This window comes from Pirellulaceae bacterium (assembly GCA_029243025.1).
Classification (GTDB): domain Bacteria; phylum Planctomycetota; class Planctomycetia; order Pirellulales; family Pirellulaceae.
The window spans coordinates 835,119-852,324 of the sequence record JAQWSU010000045.1 but is presented as its reverse complement, the minus strand read 5'-3'; the positions used below and the strand labels follow the sequence as shown (position 1 = coordinate 852,324).

At 52.3% G+C, this 17,206-nt stretch carries 13 protein-coding genes; 10 read left to right on the top strand and 3 right to left on the bottom strand.

Going from position 1 to position 17,206, the window contains the following annotated elements; genetic code table 11:
- The first annotated feature begins 1 nt into the window (after position 1).
- From P8N76_22130 to P8N76_22105, 6 genes are all read left to right on the top strand, one after another.
- Entirely contained in the window at positions 2-880 is an 879-nt protein-coding gene (locus P8N76_22130; GenBank protein MDG2384383.1) for a hypothetical protein, read from the top strand.
- The gene (locus tag P8N76_22125) at positions 880-1,671 is read left to right on the top strand and encodes a hypothetical protein (GenBank protein ID MDG2384382.1); all 792 of its coding nucleotides are present in this window, start codon (positions 880-882) and stop codon (positions 1,669-1,671) included. Before P8N76_22130 ends, P8N76_22125 begins: the two co-directional genes overlap by 1 nt.
- Before the next feature lie 12 nt (positions 1,672-1,683).
- Complete coding sequence (locus P8N76_22120) at positions 1,684-2,847, top strand: hypothetical protein (protein MDG2384381.1); 1,164 nt, start codon at positions 1,684-1,686, stop codon at positions 2,845-2,847.
- A gap of 341 nt (positions 2,848-3,188) precedes the next feature.
- Positions 3,189-4,370: a MoxR family ATPase gene (locus P8N76_22115; protein ID MDG2384380.1), complete on the top strand. Its 1,182-nt coding sequence runs from the start codon at positions 3,189-3,191 to the stop codon at positions 4,368-4,370.
- Entirely contained in the window at positions 4,367-5,806 is a 1,440-nt protein-coding gene (locus P8N76_22110; GenBank protein MDG2384379.1) for a DUF58 domain-containing protein, read from the top strand. Before P8N76_22115 ends, P8N76_22110 begins: the two co-directional genes overlap by 4 nt.
- Positions 5,807-5,968: 162 nt before the next feature.
- Positions 5,969-6,628 (top strand): response regulator, encoded by a 660-nt coding sequence (locus P8N76_22105; GenBank protein MDG2384378.1) that lies wholly within the window; start codon positions 5,969-5,971, stop codon positions 6,626-6,628.
- 117 nt (positions 6,629-6,745) lie between these two features.
- On the opposite strand, the gene P8N76_22100 is transcribed toward P8N76_22105, so the two are convergent.
- Positions 6,746-7,984, bottom strand: a complete 1,239-nt coding sequence (locus P8N76_22100) for an LL-diaminopimelate aminotransferase (GenBank protein MDG2384377.1) — start codon at positions 7,982-7,984, stop codon at positions 6,746-6,748.
- Positions 7,985-8,243: 259 nt separating this feature from the next.
- Between P8N76_22100 and P8N76_22095 the strand changes: the two genes are divergently transcribed.
- On the top strand, positions 8,244-8,756 hold the full coding sequence (locus P8N76_22095) for a nicotinamide-nucleotide amidohydrolase family protein (GenBank protein MDG2384376.1): 513 nt from the start codon (positions 8,244-8,246) through the stop codon (positions 8,754-8,756).
- A 23-nt stretch (positions 8,757-8,779) separates the two neighbouring features.
- On the opposite strand, the gene pheA is transcribed toward P8N76_22095, so the two are convergent.
- Positions 8,780-9,886 carry a prephenate dehydratase gene (pheA, locus tag P8N76_22090; protein MDG2384375.1) on the bottom strand — a complete coding sequence of 369 codons (1,107 nt, stop codon included), beginning with the start codon at positions 9,884-9,886 and terminating at the stop codon, positions 8,780-8,782.
- Positions 9,887-10,256: 370 nt separating this feature from the next.
- On the opposite strand from pheA, the gene dnaK reads away from it, so the two are divergent.
- Together dnaK and clpB are read left to right on the top strand one after the other, a co-directional pair.
- Complete coding sequence (gene dnaK / locus P8N76_22085; GenBank protein MDG2384374.1) at positions 10,257-12,197, top strand: molecular chaperone DnaK; 1,941 nt, start codon at positions 10,257-10,259, stop codon at positions 12,195-12,197.
- 280 nt (positions 12,198-12,477) lie between these two features.
- Positions 12,478-15,165, top strand: coding sequence for an ATP-dependent chaperone ClpB (gene clpB, locus P8N76_22080; GenBank protein ID MDG2384373.1), 2,688 nt, complete (start codon positions 12,478-12,480; stop codon positions 15,163-15,165).
- A 104-nt stretch (positions 15,166-15,269) separates the two neighbouring features.
- Here clpB and P8N76_22075 read toward each other — a convergent pair whose 3' ends face one another.
- On the bottom strand, positions 15,270-15,875 hold the full coding sequence (locus tag P8N76_22075) for an RsmD family RNA methyltransferase (protein MDG2384372.1): 606 nt from the start codon (positions 15,873-15,875) through the stop codon (positions 15,270-15,272).
- A gap of 177 nt (positions 15,876-16,052) precedes the next feature.
- On the opposite strand from P8N76_22075, the gene P8N76_22070 reads away from it, so the two are divergent.
- A complete protein-coding gene (locus tag P8N76_22070) occupies positions 16,053-17,186 on the top strand; it encodes a peptidylprolyl isomerase (GenBank protein MDG2384371.1) in 1,134 nt (377 codons plus the stop codon).
- Positions 17,187-17,206 lie beyond the last annotated feature (20 nt).

Here is a 17,206-nt window from a genome sequence, read left to right as displayed (position 1 = left end):
ATTGCAACTGGATCGGACACAAATCGCGATTCGAGAGCGGGGCCTTTGGGAACTGTTGGATCTATCTCTGCGCGTCATCGCCCGATGTTACAAGCCGCTGTTGTTTTACACGGCCTTGGGTGTCTTGCCGTTCTTTCTGTTTAATCTGTGGGCCACGAACTGGATGGTGGCTGATGAGTTGAGTACGGAAACGATGAGTCGCCAAGTATTCGTGATGGCCCAATTGGTTTTTCTGGAAGCGCCTCTTGCCACCCTGTTGACCACGATATTCTTGGGGCGATTCATGTTTTTACAGCCTGTGGACTATCGGTCGCTATTGGCCGAGTTGTGGAAGTACATCCCGCGGATTGTTTGGACGCAACTGGTGGTGCGGGGGGGATTCCTGGTTTTCCTGCTGGCTGCCACTGTTTCGTCCGACGTGGAAATTAGCCAAGCCGAAATCTTGCTCCCGGTGTTTTGCCTGGTTTCAGCACTTTTTCGTGCAACACGACCCTTTGTAAATGAGATTATTCTGTTGGAGAAGAATCCGATTCGCTCCAATAATCCTGCGACGATCACGGTGCGACGTCGGAGTTCGGCTTTGCATCGTCCTAGTCAAAGCGATTTGATCCCACATTGGCTTGTGTTTGCGGCCATGGGGATTTTATTAACCTTGTGTCTTTCGGCAGGGTTTTGGTTTTGCTCGGGCGCAATCAGCAATCAATGGCGGTGGGGCTCTCTGATGGTTGAGTTGTTGATTCCACTTTCCATGTGGCTGGTTGCAATGTTCATGGCGGTCGTTCGATTTCTCAATTACCTGGACCTGCGGATTCGTCGCGAGGGTTGGGAGGTTGAGTTGAAGGTGCGAGCTGCGGCCAATGAGCTGAAGGGGGCGGTGTGATGTTACCTGGAGCCATTCTTCGCCTCACCTTGCTAACCACGCTGGCATTTTTTCTTGTGGGTCGTTGGAATGGTTTCGAGCTGTCGTTGTCGGCGAAGGCGATCGACCGACAGGAAGCTCAAGAATCAGGAGCTAGCGCTTTGCGTGATAGCGCCAGATTTCCTTGGTATGAGGCGGACCAGGATCGTGTGAGACGGGTTGAGTTGCGTCCCTATCAGCCACCGCGGCAATCCAATGAATGGGAATCGAAATCGGTAGCGCCCAGCAACGTTGATTGGACAACGTTTTGGGATGTTGTTCAGTGGGTAAGTTGGATTCTGTTGGTGATTCTGGCGGCTGTCTTGCTTTATTATTTTCTGAAAGCCTTTGGGGTACGGCTGCTCGGTGTGAAGCCGCAGGAGAATCACGATAGCGACCCGCAACGTATAGCCGATCGGATCGAGAAACTTCCCTTTTCGGTGGACTGCCCTCGGGGAGATTTTTTGAGTGAAGCTCGCCGGCTTTATCAAAACGGTCAATACCAAGAAGCGATTGTTTATCTGTTTAGCTATCAGCTTATCAAGCTTGATGAATTTCATTTTATTCGATTGAGTAAAGGCAAAACGAATCGTCAATATTTGGTCGAATTGCGCGGTCGTGACCAGGTACGCAAGATGGTAAGTTCAACGATGCTTGCATTTGAAGATGTGTTCTTCGGTCATTATTCGCTGAGTAAGGAACGGTTCGAATCTTGTTGGGAGCAACTCGACGAGTTCCATGAAATTGTTCGTTACGAATCTCCGCCTCATTAAGGTGTTCTGCAATTGAACCAAGTTGAACGACAACTCGCTCGTGCTCTGTTCGATCAAGTCGGCTGGCGTAACCTTTGGCTTTGCGGGTTGCTGTTCGTGCTTGGTTGCGGATCTTCCCAGGAGGTGAGCGATCTTTACGGCCATCGTCGAGGCAAAGGGGTGAGGAGTGTGAATGGCACTGCAGTGCTTGGTGAGATGTTTAAGCAGGCCGGTTTTCGCGTCAGCAGCTGGCGGCGACTATCGCCGAAGCTGGCACGTGATCAAGTGATTTTTTGGGCGCCCGATGACTTCGAGCCGCCTGCCACGCCGGTGACTGACTACCTCGAGAAATGGTTAGCAGCGAAGCCGAATCGCACGCTGATCTATGTTGCACGAGATTACAATGCGGCGATTGATTTTTGGGAGCAAGTGCTTGTAACTGCACCGCCGGAGCAACGAATCGAAATCCGACGTGAATTGGCGCGGGCCAGGTCAGGCGAGACTGCGGCTCGAGAAAAGCCACATGATCGTGAAGGAGTTAGCATGACTTGTGAGTGGTTTTCACTGGAAGCTGGAGGGCGTAAAAAACTTCAGCATGAAAAGTTCTCAGGGCCTTGGAGTGATGGTGTTGATTTTTCGAAATCCGGGATCACCGTACAAACAAGAGTCAAGCCTCCGAATCAAAAGGATCGAGCGTCACTCCGAATACGTTCACTGTTGGAAAGCTCCGAAGCTGTCGTCGCAACGGAATTAAGGCGAGTTCGTTGGCAGGGCAGCAAGATTATTTTGATCACCAATGGATCGTGGTTGTTGAATCTGCCGTTGGTCAATCCGGAGCATCGAGTTTTGGCCAAGATGCTGATTGATGAATGCGGACCACCGTCACGAGTGTGTTTTTTGGAGAGTGGGCCCTCCGATCTGCGCATTTCCGAGACGGATTCGACGCTTCCCTTAATGCTTCGGGCGTTTACGGTTTGGCCTGTCAACGTGATCCTGCTGCATTTGACCGTATTGGGAATCTTCTTTTGTTTCGCCGTTTTTCCAATATTTGGTCGTCCAAAACGGCTACCTCCGGAAGCCTTATCGGATTTTGGCAGGCACGTCACGGCTGTTGGCGAATTACTGGAGCGTGCCGGTGATGAGACTCAGGCACGCCGCCAAATTGAGACCTATCGAGAGAAGAGCCATCCTAAGTGATCCCTTCGCAATGAGGTTTTTTCCCTGTCCGTTAGATCTTGTCGCCATTCCTGCCCCCGGTTGACGATCCGTGGCACGGCTAACGTACAATCATGAACTCAATAGCTCGTCCGACAATTCGACTTCACGGTCCACGCCACGATCATTGTTGATCGATGGTTCCGCCGCGAGTGGTTCAGTCCGTCGAGAAATCCTTTCGCAATCCTTCAGGAAGTTTGAATAGCCGAATGAGTGAGACACCGACCCCAGATTCATCATCGTCTGAGTCCGAATTCGTTTTATTCGACTGCGTTCAATGCGGCCAGAAACTGCAGATCCCGAGGGCGGCCACAGCGACAAATGTGAGATGTCCCAAGTGCGGATTTGTACAGCCTGCGGGTGAAGGATCGGCTTCGAGCAATTCGCCTTCCAATCCCGCCGATTCTCCGTCCCTCAGCGCTGCGGCAGAGGATTCGTCGACGCAGTCGGAACCGCAACTCGCGGCGACGGCGCCGGTTTCCTCGGCGGCTGTTAGAGTTCCAGCTTCAAGTCGTTTGAGTATCGATGAGGTTACCGCTGCGGATGGACGGCAAACAGAAACGCAGACTCTTTTTTATCGTATCCTCGAGCAAGTGTCGAAGATCTATGTGGGCCAAGACGAATTGGTGTTGGGCACACTCGTTGCCCTCTTTTCCAATGGTCATGTGTTGATCGAAAGTGTACCCGGTTTAGGAAAGACTCTTTTCGTCCGCACGTTGGGTCGCGTGCTAGGCTGTGACTTTGGACGTATTCAATTTACGGCGGATCTGATGCCGTCGGATATCACGGGAGCGCCGATCTTCGACATGAAGACTCAGGAGTTTCGCTTTCGACCCGGGCCTGTTTTTACCCAGATTTTGTTGGCGGATGAAATCAATCGGTCGCCAGCCAAGACGCATGCGGCGCTCCTGGAGACCATGCAGGAATATCGAGTCACAGTGGATGGTACCAGTCATCAACTGCAACGCCCGTTTCTTGTTCTCGCGACACAAAATCCGATCGAATCTGAGGGTACCTACAACTTACCGGAAGCGCAACTAGATCGCTTTATGTTCAAGTTAGTCGCCGATTATCCCAGCGAGCTGGAAGAAGCGAAAATTCTCGAGTTGCATAGTCAGCAGGTGAATATCGATCGGCGACTCGCCGAAGAAGTCGATACTGTTACCTCACCCGCTGAGATTGAACGCATCACGGCCTCCAATAGTGATGTGCGTGTCGGTCCACGGCTGATTGACTACATCAATAAGATCGTTCGTTTGACGCGCGAATGGCCCCAATTCCATATGGGTGCGTCGCCGCGAGCTGGCTTAGCCCTCATGCAGGGTGCCAGAACATTGGCTGCATTTTATGGACGAGATTACGCCGTGCCGGACGATGTGGTCCAAATTGCTTTACCCGTACTCCGCCATCGAGTCATTTTGACGGCGGAAGCCGATGTTGAAGGCCATGCGGTGGATGACCTTTTGACCGATCTGATCCGCTCGATGGAGGTGCCTCGAATTTGACTCCGTTGTTCGATTTTCTGCAAACGATCCAAACAACTTTACGGAGTAACCCCGTACTGTTGCTGTTGCTCATCAGCGCCCCGTTGGCAGCGCTGGCCTTTTTTCGGCGACTGTTTCCTAGCTTGTTTGCAGTGCTGTTGCTGATGGTGCCCTGTTTTTGCACTCTCGGGTTGTTGCTGAAACAAGACGCGTTCCTGTTCGTGCTTACGATCGACCTGGTGTTTGTTGTCGTGGCAATGATCGATCTCATGCTGTTGCCGCGGGTGAGTGATTTGTCTGTGACAAGAAGCTGCCAGCGAGTTGCTTCCTTAGAGCAAAAACATCCTGTCTCGATAACGATAACCAATCGTTCCCAATCATCCTACGCGATCAAAGTGAAAGATGACGTGCCGGAGGGATTCAACGCAGCACCCGAGCAGTTAGACGTGATCGTTGGGCCGAGCAGTAGGACAACCGTCTCGTATGAGATGCGAGCAGTAGGGCGTGGAGCATTTCAGTTGCAATCGGTTTACCTGATGTTGCGAAGTCGGCTTGGGCTGTGGCAGAAACCAATCAACTTCAATATTGAGTCGACCATTCATGTCTATCCGGATATGAAACAACTGAGTGAATATGCACTGCTGGCAAGAACGAATCGCTTAAGTCTGCTTGGCGTCCGACGGACTCGAAGGATTGGTCAGGATAATGAATTCGAACGCTTGCGAGACTACACCCATGATGACAACTATAAACATATTGACTGGCGCAGTACCGCACGTCGCAACAAGCTGACAGTCAAAGATTTTCAGACCAATCAAAGTCAGCGGGTGATCTTTTTGCTCGATTGTGGTCGAATGATGACCAACCAAGCTGGCGGATTGAGTTTGCTTGATCACTCTTTAAACGCGATGTTGATGATGAGCTATGTCGCGCTCGAACGGGGTGACACGGTGGGCTTGCTGACGTTTTCAGATCAGATTCATTCATTCGTTCCGCCGAGAGGCGGACGGAGTCAAATGAATCATCTCTTACACGCTTCATTCGATCGCTTTCCGACGCTTGTTGAATCACGTTACAAGGAAGCTTTTTTATATCTTTCTGCGCGCTGTCGAAAACGTTCCTTGGTCGTGTTGATTACCAATTTGATCGATGATGTGAATGCCGCTCAGGTTTACGATTATCTCAGTGCGATTTCGAAGCAGCACTTGTCATTAGCTGTTGTGCTTCGTGATCATCAACTCTTTGATGCGGTCGACATCTCCAATTCGGATCATTCGCGAATGCAAGGGTCCGCGCTCTACCGAAGTGCCGCTGCCGCCGAGATCCTGACGTGGCGACAGCAAGTCTTAACGGATTTAGAGCATCAAGGTGTGTTGGTGCTCGACGCATTTCCGAGCACCATGACGGCACCCTTAATCAACCAGTATTTGGAGATCAAGGCTCGGCATCTTCTGTAATTGGTTGGGAATATATGAGCCGACTAATGACTCGTCGGTGAGGGTGAGGAGGCGGGGGACGAAAATTTGATCTCGCTTGAAATCAGTGTTCGGTTCGCTTAGGTTGGGGGTGTAAGTTGAATTGGGGGAGGCGTCAAGCAAGTTGCCCGGGGGGTGAGATCAATGAATTACCAATTAGTGAATCGTGAACCGCTGATTACGATTGTTGATGATGATCGAGGGTCGCGGGAGTCTTTGGCCGCGGTCGCTGAAGCAGCTGGCTATCGTACCGAGTGTTTTTCGACGGGAGAGTCGTTTCTGGAGGATGGTGATTTGACCCAGACGGGTTGTTTGGTGGTGGACTACCAACTTCCAGGGCTGAGCGGTGTCGATATTCTTGAGAGACTGAATTTGCAACGGACGAAACCGCCATTTGTTCTTGTGAGTGCTTTTGCGGACGTGACGGTTGCGGTCAAAGTGATGGAACTAGGCGCTCTGACGCTGTTGGAAAAACCGTATTCGCAAGATGCGATGTTGGATGTGATCACGCGGGCGGTGAAGATCGACGTTACGTGTCGAAAAGAACAGCAAAAGTCGGAGGAATCGCTTGCTCTTGTGAAAAAACTCACGAGCAAAGAAATGGATGTCCTGCAGTATATGTTGAGGGGAATGTCCAATGGGTCGGTTGCCGGAATTCTTAAGATTGGATTGCGGACTGTCGAACGCCGACGCCACGAAATCTTTAAGAAAATGAAAGTTGATTCTGAGGTTGAAGTGGCTGAACTCGTCAAATGTTCCGGATTGGAATTGATGTCGTCGCCCGAGCGTCACCCGCCAGTCTGAGATGCGAAAGTGGTGAAGACGATCTTGTTCGAACTACTTTCGCTGTGAAATCGCAGCAATCGACGAATTGCTGCGATTTGCTTTTCTCTCGAAGCCAACCAGAATCGCTGATCTTTTTCAGGCGTCACTGATCAGGTTAAGCTGTTGAATGCGACTTTCAGCTTCCCCCATCAGTGCGTCTTCTGCGGCTTCGTCCGCCGCTTCGTAGGTGACGGAAAACCGGAGAAAAGATCCTGCATCATCCCAGGGGACAGTCACGATCGATTGTTGGGTGATGAGATGCTGACTCGCTGCCTCAGCATTTTTGAAGCTTGGTCCATTCTTCACGCCGGCAGGGCATTTGCAGTACAAGAAGTAAGTACCGCCGGGCATGCTGCACTCCATACCACAACGTTGCAACATTGCTACAAGCTTTTCCAATCGCCGCTTGTATTTGTGATGAATGTCTTTGGGAATGGACGGGTCATTCAATGCTGTCGCAGCCGCTTTTTGGATGGCGATGAATTGTCCGGAATCGCAGTTGTCTTTCACATCAGAAAAAGCGTTGACGAGTCGTGCGTGCCCGCAGACCCAGCCGATTCGCCAGCCGATCATGTCGAAGCCTTTTGATAGGGAGTGCACTTCGACTCCCACGTCCTTGGCTCCGGGGACCGAAAGGAAACTCAACGGTTCGCCCTCGAATGTGAGCATGATGTGGGCTGCATCTTGGATGACGACCACTTTGTTTTCTTGCGCAAACTCAACGACACGTTCATAGAAGTCGCGTGTGGCCACCTTCCCGGTGGGACTGTTCGGGTAATTCAATACGAGCAGTTTGGCATTCTTCGCCACATCTGACGGAATTGATGCCAGATCCGGTAAGAAGTTGTTTTCGGTGAGCAGTGGCAACTTGAAAACGGATCCGCCGTAGTAAGAAGTGTGCGTGCCGGCAACAGGGTAGCCGGGCACGGTCATCAACGTCACGTCGCCCGGATTGATAAATGCTGCCGGTAAGATTGCCAGGGCGGTTTTCGAACCGATGCAATGATTGACCTCGGTCTGCGCGTCTAGTTCAACGGCAAAATTGCGTTGCATGAATGCGGCTGCTGCTTCCTTGAATTCAGCAATCCCATTGTCAGCGTACCCGCGGTTTTCTGGTTGGTTGATCTCATGAGTCATTTGCTCGCGGACGCGGGCGGCCGCCATGGAGTCGTTTTCTCCAATGCCGAAGTCGATAATGGATCGTTGGGGATAGTCATCCAACGCCTGTCGCTTGGCGCGTTTGATTTTCTCAAACTTATAGATGTCAGTGCCCTTGCCGTAATTCGCACCGCCAATTCGATCGGCGAAAAGCTGCTGGAAATAGGGGTCGCTCATAGGTGGCTCGGAGTGGGATGTGCCAGCTTAGCAGGCCGCTCAGCTGAACGAGTTGTCAGTGGATGAGTTACGGTGTCAGAAATCGATGGCAATTCCGCCGCTCGGATACCAGCGCCTGAACCATTCTTGCTGGGGACCAGGGATATTCACCGTGTTCCATTCCGATTAGGCTAACGGACCGTCTCCCGAGCGGTCAACCGGTCGCCTGGCGACTGCTTGATAAGTCCTTTGTCCTGCTAGATTTGAATTGAGTTCGATCATGACAGGTCTTGAAGCTCAGCGACTGGCCGAAACGCTGGATCGTACCCGGCTTCGCGTCGTGTTTGCCGAGAGCTGCACAGCGGGAATGGTTGCGGGACTCTTGGCTGGCGTCCCTGGAATTTCGGCCTATCTGATTGGCTCAATGGTCACCTATCGACCCGAAGCAAAGATCGATTGGCTGGGAGTGTCACCGGAGGTGATTGAACAGCACACCACGGTTAGCTCACCAGTGTCCCGATCGATGGCGCTTGCGGTCCTGGCGAAAACGCCGTCCGCCGATTTGTCCGCTGCCGTGACCGGCCACCTGGGTCCGAATGCTCCCGCCGACTTGGACGGCATGATCTACATCGCCGTCGCGAGGCGTTGGCGCGATTTGCCTCGAGGAGATTCGGTTGAAGTGGTGATGGAACAACAGGAGCGATTACAGTCGACAGATCGAATTCAGCGACAACTGGAAACTGCTCGACAGGTGATTTTCACGGTAAATCGCACTCTGTCCGATAACGTTTGAATGTGCCGGTCGTGGAAGCGACTTTATCCGATTGGCTTCATCTTGGCATAGGATCCAAGCGTTTCAATGCGCACCGTCTTTTTCTCAAGTGTCATGATCGCTTGTCGCACAGGTGAGTCCGTTTGATGGCCGTCCAATTCAACGAAAAAAAGGTATTCGTTCGGGGACCCTTGCTTCGGAAATGATTCAATCCAAGTCAGATTCAGCTGGTTGCGTTTAAAGGTATTCATGGCGTCTGCCAACGCCCCAGGTTGATGTGCCAATTCAAACATTAGCGATGTTTTGTCATTGCCGGAGCTCGGAGCAGCGTTCTCGCCGATGACAGCAAATCGAGTCAGATTGTTAGGGTTATCTTCGATATTCGTTGCCATCACATCGAGTCGATAGTTCGCGCCTGCCTGGCAGCTCGCGATGGCAGCAACGCCCAAATTCTTCGCCGCATTTTCGGCAGCGGCTGTCGTGCTGCTCGTTGCAATCGGCCGTGCATTCGGGAGATTTTTCTGGAGCCAGTCTCGACACTGTGACAGCGCCTGCGGCTTGCTGTGAACCTCCTTGATCTTGGTCAGCTCACATTTCGCCAGCAGGTTGTGATGAATTCGCATGGGGACTTCCCCACAAATTCGTACCGGTAAACGTGAGAACATATCGAGCGAATCGGCAATGCGACCGTCGGTCGAGTTTTCAACCGGAACGATTCCATATTGCACTTCTTTTCGATTGACTGCTTCAAAGACAGCGCTGATTGATGTCACGGGTACCAACTGAGTGCTTTGGCCAAATCGCTCAATCGCGGCCAAGTGGCTGTAGCTGAACTCGGGGCCCAAAAAGGCAACGCGGGTTGTGGTGACGACTGCGCGTGCCGCGCTATCCAGTTCACGAAAAATAGCCCGCACGCCCGCTTCGTTGATCGGGCCCGGATTGTTGTTAAGTAGTTTTCGCCATGACTTTTGTCGTCGGCCGTCCAGAACACGCGTCAATTGATCAGGAGTCACTTGGTTGAGTAGCAGTTGAGCTCGGTCGTTGCAAAGTCGCAAAATCCGGCGATCCAGTTCGGCGATGCTTTTGACCAACTCACTGGCAGTCAGCTTTTTTCGGCGGGTCGAGGAGGGGGAGCTGTTTTTTTTCGTCATTTGAAGAGTTTGATCCAATTCGGAAAAAAGGCTACGAATCCAAGCACGGTTGTTAGCCTGTCAATTTGGCAGCGTCCTGATGCGACCCAATTTCAGGGTGTCAAAATGGCAGCGTCCAAAAGGGAGTCGAACAAAACGCCGGGCAAGGCCGCACCGCAACTTATTCTAGCCTATACACTTAACAGGCGCGTCCGCGCTGTCAAAGGGGCTGGCACGGGCTTTGCTATTGAAGGTCTCCCGAAATCCGACTTTGGGTCGGTTGATTTGACTAAACAACGGCTTTTCAGCGTTTCAGTCCGATAGATCTGGAAAGATCCCGTTATTCGGAAGACGACTGCACGACCGCAGTCCTTAGAAAAGGAGCACAATTATGGCTCAGGGCGAAAAAATTATTGGAATCGATTTGGGAACAACCAATTCGGTCGTTGCTGTGATGGAAGGGGCCGAGTCTGAGGTCATCGCCAACGCGGAAGGTAATCGCTTAACTTCCAGCGTTGTCGCCATCACGGACAAAGGCGAGACACTTGTTGGCGAACCGGCGCGTCGCCAGGCGGTGACGAACCCGCAAAAAACGATTTATTCGATTAAACGCTTCATGGGACGTCGCCACAACGAAGTCCAATCGGAAGAGAAAATGGTCCCCTACGGCATCACGGGGGGGGATTCCGATTACGTGAAGGTGAAAGCGGGAGATTCGGAATACACGCCGCAGGAAATCTCGGCGATGATTTTGCGCAAGCTGAAAGAGGCTGCCGAATCATATCTGGGTCATAAAGTTAATAAAGCCGTGATCACGGTGCCTGCCTACTTCAATGATTCGCAGCGACAGGCGACAAAGGACGCCGGGCAGATTGCCGGTCTAGAAGTCGCTCGTATCATCAACGAACCGACTGCGGCTGCACTCGCTTACGGCCTTGGCAAGAAGGCGAATGAGAAGATCGCTGTCTTCGACCTGGGTGGTGGTACGTTCGACATTTCAATCTTGGAAGTGGCTTCCACAGAAGGCAAAGAGGGCGACGTCACGGTATTTGAGGTGATTAGCACGAGTGGTGATACGCACCTGGGTGGTGACGACTTTGATGAAGTCTTGATCAATTACGTTGCCGATGAATTCAAGCGAGATCAGGGGATCGATCTGCGGCAAGACATGATGGCTTTGCAGCGGTTGCAAGAAGCCTGTGAGAAGGCCAAGAAGGAATTGAGCACGACGGCTCAAACTGATATCAATCTGCCGTTCATCACGGCCGATCAAAACGGTCCGAAGCACTTGCAGGTTACGGTAACTCGAGCCAAGTTTGAAGAGCTCGCAGACGATCTGTTCGAGCGTTGCTGTAAGCCTGCCTTACAGGCGCTCGCTGATGCGAAACTGAAGCCGAGCGAGATTGACGAAGTGGTCTTGGTGGGTGGTTCCACTCGAATTCCTCGTGTGCAAACACTTGTCAGAGAGATCTTTGAAAAGGATCCCCACAAGGGTGTGAATCCCGACGAAGTTGTTGCTGTGGGTGCAGCCATCCAAGGCAGTGTCTTGGCGGGTGATCGCAAAGACGTGCTGTTGCTCGATGTGACACCACTGTCGCTTGGTATCGAGACGTTGGGTGGAGTCTTCACGAAGCTTGTGGAACGCAATACGACGATTCCGACGGAACGCAAGCAGACGTTCAGTACGGCCGAAGACAATCAGAATGCAGTCACGGTGCGTGTGTTCCAGGGAGAACGACCGATGGCGGCTGATAACCGCTTATTAGGACAATTTAACTTGGATGGGATTCCGCCGGCGCCGCGCGGTGTGCCTCAGATCGAGGTCAAGTTTGACATCGATCAAAACGGCATCCTGAACGTGTCCGCGAAAGATCTTGGTTCGGGTAAGGAGCAGACGGTGCGGATCGAGCAATCGTCGGGCTTATCAGAAGAAGAGATCAGTCGCATGCGTGGTGATGCCGAGGATCACGCTGCGGAGGATAAGGCGAAGCGAGAGGTGGCCGAACTGCGGAATCAAGCTGACCAACTCTGTTTTCAGCTTGAAAAGCAGATCAAGGATAACGCTGAAAAATTGCAAGCTGCCGATCGTGAACCGATGGAGAAAGCGATTGAGAAGACGCGGGAGGTTGTCAAAGGCGATGATGTGCCGGCGATGAAAGCTGCCATCGAAGAACTCGAACAGGCGGCTCAAGCCTTCAGCAAAACGTTGTACGAAAATTCCGGGCAGGACGGTGCAGCAGGCGGAGCTGAGAGTACCGCTGCCGGCCAAGCTTCCGATTCGTCGGCCGATGAAGACACGATCGACGCCGAATTTGAAGTGAAAGATTCCTAATCGGATTCGAGTGCCGCGTTTCGTATCAAAAGTGCCTCCGAGGCGTCACCAGACGCCTCGGCCGGAGCGAAAAAAAGCGGTGAGTAGGATGTCAAAGCCGATTGATTCTTCATCGCTTTCGCGAGTTTGTTCGGCTGGGTTGCGACAGGGGAACCGCAACGAGACGATTCGGTAGCTGCTGCCGTGATGCGCATTTGACGATTGCGCGACAAACGCATTGCCCTCAAGAGCATTGCCCACTGCAACTGCAGTCGTGCTAACAGTCAGGGGAGTAAAGAATATGACATTTCAATTTGAAAAGTTAACCGTCAAAGGCCGAGAGGCTGTCAGCCGTGCGCAAACCTTAGCGACGCAAGCGGGTAATCCGCAACTCGAAGCGTTACATCTCCTGGTCAGTTTGCTGCAAGAGGCGGATGGGATCGTTCATCCCTTGCTCGAAAAGATCGGTGTTGACGTCAAACAGTTGCAAAGTACCGTCGAGTCCGAATTCAGACGTTTGCCCAAGGTGTCCGGCGGTCCATCTCCACCGATTGGGCAAAGCTTAGTGGATGTGCTCCAAGCGGCACAAGCTGAAGTCGATCGGATGAAAGATGATTATATCTCGACCGAACATCTGTTACTGGCACTTACCAAGACGAAGAGCTCTGCGCAGAGTTTGCTGCAACTCAGCGGCGTTCGTGAGCAGGATATCCTGGAAGCGTTGCAGTCAATTCGTGGCGGCGCTCGTGTCACGGACGATAATCCAGAAGCCAAATTTCAGGCATTAGAGAAATACGGAATCGATCTGGTTGAACGTGCGAATGCCGGAAAGCTCGATCCTGTGATCGGTCGTGATTCAGAAATTCGCCGAGTGATTCAAGTTCTTTCCCGACGAACCAAAAATAATCCGGTGCTAATCGGTGAGCCGGGTGTCGGAAAGACGGCGATTGCCGAAGGTCTCGCATTGCGAATTGTCGAAGGTGACGTTCCGCAGAGTCTGAAAAACAAACGGGTCATTGCGCTTGATATGGGAGCACTGATCGCTGGTACCAAGTTTCGGGGTGAATTCGAAGAACGTCTGAAAGCGGTCTTGCGCGAAGTCGAAGAAGCGGGTGGCTCGGTTGTGCTCTTCATTGACGAACTGCATACCGTGGTGGGCGCCGGACGGTCCGAAGGTGGGTCGGATGCGGCGAACCTCTTGAAGCCAGCGTTGGCGAGAGGTGAGTTGCGCTGCATCGGAGCGACCACGCTCGACGAATATCGTCTGTACATTGAAAAAGATGCCGCGTTGGAGAGACGGTTTCAGCCGGTCTATGTGGGCGAGCCCTCCGTGGATGACACAATTGCCATTTTGCGAGGTCTCAAGCCTCGCTATGAAGCACATCACAACGTAAAGATCAAAGATTCGGCACTCGTCGCTGCAACTCAACTCTCGAATCGTTACATTACCGATCGCTTCCTACCGGATAAGGCGATCGACCTGGTGGATGAGGCGGCAAGTCGAGTCGCGATGGAACTTGAGAGCGTACCGACCGAGATTGACGAGTTGCAGCGGAAATTGACTCAGCTGGAGTTGGCGGCACGCCAACTGGCTGCCGAAGAGGAAGACACATCCAGAGAGCGGCTGGGACTGGTTGAAGAAGAAATGGAGCAGTTGCGTTTCAAGCTGGCCAGCCTCCGCGAACAGTGGGAAGCAGAAAAGCTTGGGCTCGGTGATGTGCAGAAAGTGCGACAGGATCTCGAAGAGGTCGAACGCGAATTTCGCCATCAGGATACGGCACTCAAAGAAAGACAGGCTCTGGGACAGCCCATCAGCGAAGCGGAATATCAAACGCTCTACGAACTCGATGTGAAACGACGAAAACTTCAAGAACGCGTCGAGTCCGAAGAGGATCAGGAGGGCGAAAATAGTCCGCTTGTCCCCGAACGGCGATTGCTGCGCAAGGAAGTTACCGAAGAAGAAATCGCGGAAGTTGTCAGCACTTGGACGGGAGTGCCTGTTGCGCGAATGATCGAAACGGAAAAAGCCAAATTGCTCGTGATGGAGGAGCGTCTCCACTTGCGCGTGATCGGACAAAACGAGGCGTTAGAAGCCGTCTCGAACGCTGTACGTCGAAGTCGAAGCGGCTTGCAAGATCCAGATCGACCGATCGGTTCCTTCCTGTTCCTTGGTCCGACCGGCGTCGGTAAAACCGAATTGTGCAAGGCATTGGCTCAAGTGCTGTTCGATGATGAGCACGCAATGGTCCGACTCGATATGAGCGAGTTTATGGAACGTCATAGCGTAAGTCGTTTGATCGGTGCACCTCCTGGATACGTGGGTTACGAAGAAGGAGGAAAACTGACGGAAGTCGTTCGACGTCGTCCCTACTCCGTCATTCTGTTCGACGAAATTGAAAAGGCTCATCCGGATGTGTTTAACATTCTGCTGCAATTGTTGGATGATGGTCGTTTGACCGATAGCCAGGGTCGTACGGTTGATTTCACAAATACGATCGTGGTGATGACGAGCAATATTGGGAGCCAGTTTATCCAGCAAATTACCGCGGAAGGTGGGGGGCAGGAGGAGATTGACGAAGCGGTACAAGAAAGTCTTAAGGGCCGCTTCGCTCCAGAATTCCTCAATCGAATTGATGAAACGATCGTCTTTCATCCGCTCAGTCGTGAAGAGATCCGACGGATTGTCGACCTGCAGGTCGCTCATCTTGAATGTCTAATGGCGAAGAATGATTTGGTGTTGGTTGTCACCGAAGCGGCTCGAAACCAAATCGCTGCCGAAGGGTTTGATCCGCAGTATGGAGCTCGTCCATTGAAACGCGTAATTCAGCAACGATTGCAAAATCCACTGGCGACCGAGATTCTGAAGGGCGAGTACGAAGTTGGATCCGGCGTGAAAATCGATTGTCGTGATGGTGAGTTCACTTTTGGTCGCGATTCGGCAACGATTCAGGATCCAAGCCAGATCCTAAATGTCTCCGTTGACGACTAACCACCAGGTCGGCTTGCGAGCCTTATCAGGAATAGCGTGAGTCGATTTGCGTTCTGCCCGTTGGAGACCCTTCTAGCCTGTCTGCAGCCCGATGGTGCCAAAGCTCACAGTCGTAGCATGCAGACGCGGGCTGGTGCATAATCACGAACACGCCAAAGATCGGCATTCGGTAGTTGTTCGGGGGCGAATTGCTGATCTGCCTCGACAATGAAAATACTTTGGGATTCCGCTCGGTCGAGCAAGCCCTCCAACATCCGCTTGAGGTCATCCCATCGTTCGTGATAAAACCGGTAGGGAGGACAGCAAAATAGCAGCCAAGGAGGCGTGGCCGATGCGGGATTCTCGCGTGCCCAGCGAAAGGCGTCCGCCATCACAACGCTCGCCAGGGTCTCTGCTTCGAGGGTCGCCACATTTTCACGAATGATACGCGCTGTCGGCGCGTGGCGTTCAATCATCGTTGCTTGCGTTGCGCCGCGGCTTATCGCTTCCAGTCCCATCGCACCTGTCCCGGCGAAAAGGTCGACCGCGTGGATCGGCTTGCTCAAAGGACCGAGCAGATTGAAGACCGCTTCCCGGGTGCGATCCTTCATTGGACGGACCTGGGGGTCACCTGAATATTTCAGGCGACGGCCTCCATGGGTACCACCCACGATGCGTAAGGTCAGAGGGTGATTGGTGCGTCGAGATTGCGAATCGGGCCGTCGTGCCATGAGCTTTCCGAGGGGGATTTCAGTTTTAGGCGATTGTGCCCTTGAGTTGCCTGCGGACAGGCGAAATACTTTGGATAGTGCAAACAGTGTAACAAGCGACACGTTTGCCATTTCGATTGCGAAATTTGCTACCTGTTTGCGTTAAGCAAAGACTAATCCAAGTAGGAGCCGTTGAACATGCTCTCTTTCTGGCGAGTCGCATTGTCGTCGATGCTGATCAGTTTCAGCCTATTCTGCTTATCTAGCCATGGGTTAAGTCAAGAAAATGCTGCTCAACAGGAGTCATTTGATCAAGTCTTTGCCGAATGGAAGGATTTGCTCAAAGAGTTAAGGGATCTGCGGGCCCGCTTCGATATTGCGGAAGAAGCCGAAGTTGCTGAGATTCGAGATCGATACAACCAATGCCTTCAAGTCGGTCACGAGATGATTCCCCGCTTGCGAGAGACGGCCTTGCGTAAATACCTGGCCGCTCCTAATACGGACCCTGGCTTGACCCGCTTTCTCATTAAACTTGCCGATGATGGGGTGAAAACTGACCAATATGATGCAGCCTTTCAAATTTCGGACGCCCTGCTGCGAAACAATTGCGATGAAAAAAAGCTTTATGATCTCGCCGGGACCGCCGCTTTTTGCACCAACCGATTTGATGCGGCAGATAAGTATCTTCAGCAAGCCGCGCAGCTCGGTGTGCTAGAGCGGGGGGAAAATTATTTGCCAAGTGTGGCAACGGCAAAGGAGAATTGGCGGGAAGAATTGAAAATACGAGAGGCGGAGGCGAAAGCCGATGATCTGCCCCGGGTTCGATTAACCACGGATCGGGGCGATATTGTCCTGGAACTGTTCGAAAACGAAGCTCCCGCTACCGTCGGCAATTTCATCCAACTTGTGGAAAAAGGCTTTTACGATGGACTGACTTTCCATCGTGTTTTGCCAGGGTTTATGGCTCAGACCGGCTGTCCGAATGGCGATGGTTCGGGCGGTCCGGGTTACACGATCTTTTGTGAGACGCAGCAAGATCAGATTCGTCGCCATTTCGCCGGGAGTCTGAGTATGGCGAAAACTTCCGATCCCAATACGGGAGGATCGCAGTTCTTCATGACTTTCGTTCCCACGAGCGGATTGGATGGACAGCATACGGTGTTTGGCCGGATACTCGAGGGCCAGGATAGGCTGGCACGAATTCAGCGCCGTGATCCGGATCACTCGGAACAATTGATCATCATCCCCGATAAAATCCTGAAAGCCGAGGTGATTCGGAAACGACCGAATCGCCAATACGCACCCAATAAGTCATCGCAAGATGATGTGTAGTAATGGCTTGTTGAGTAAGC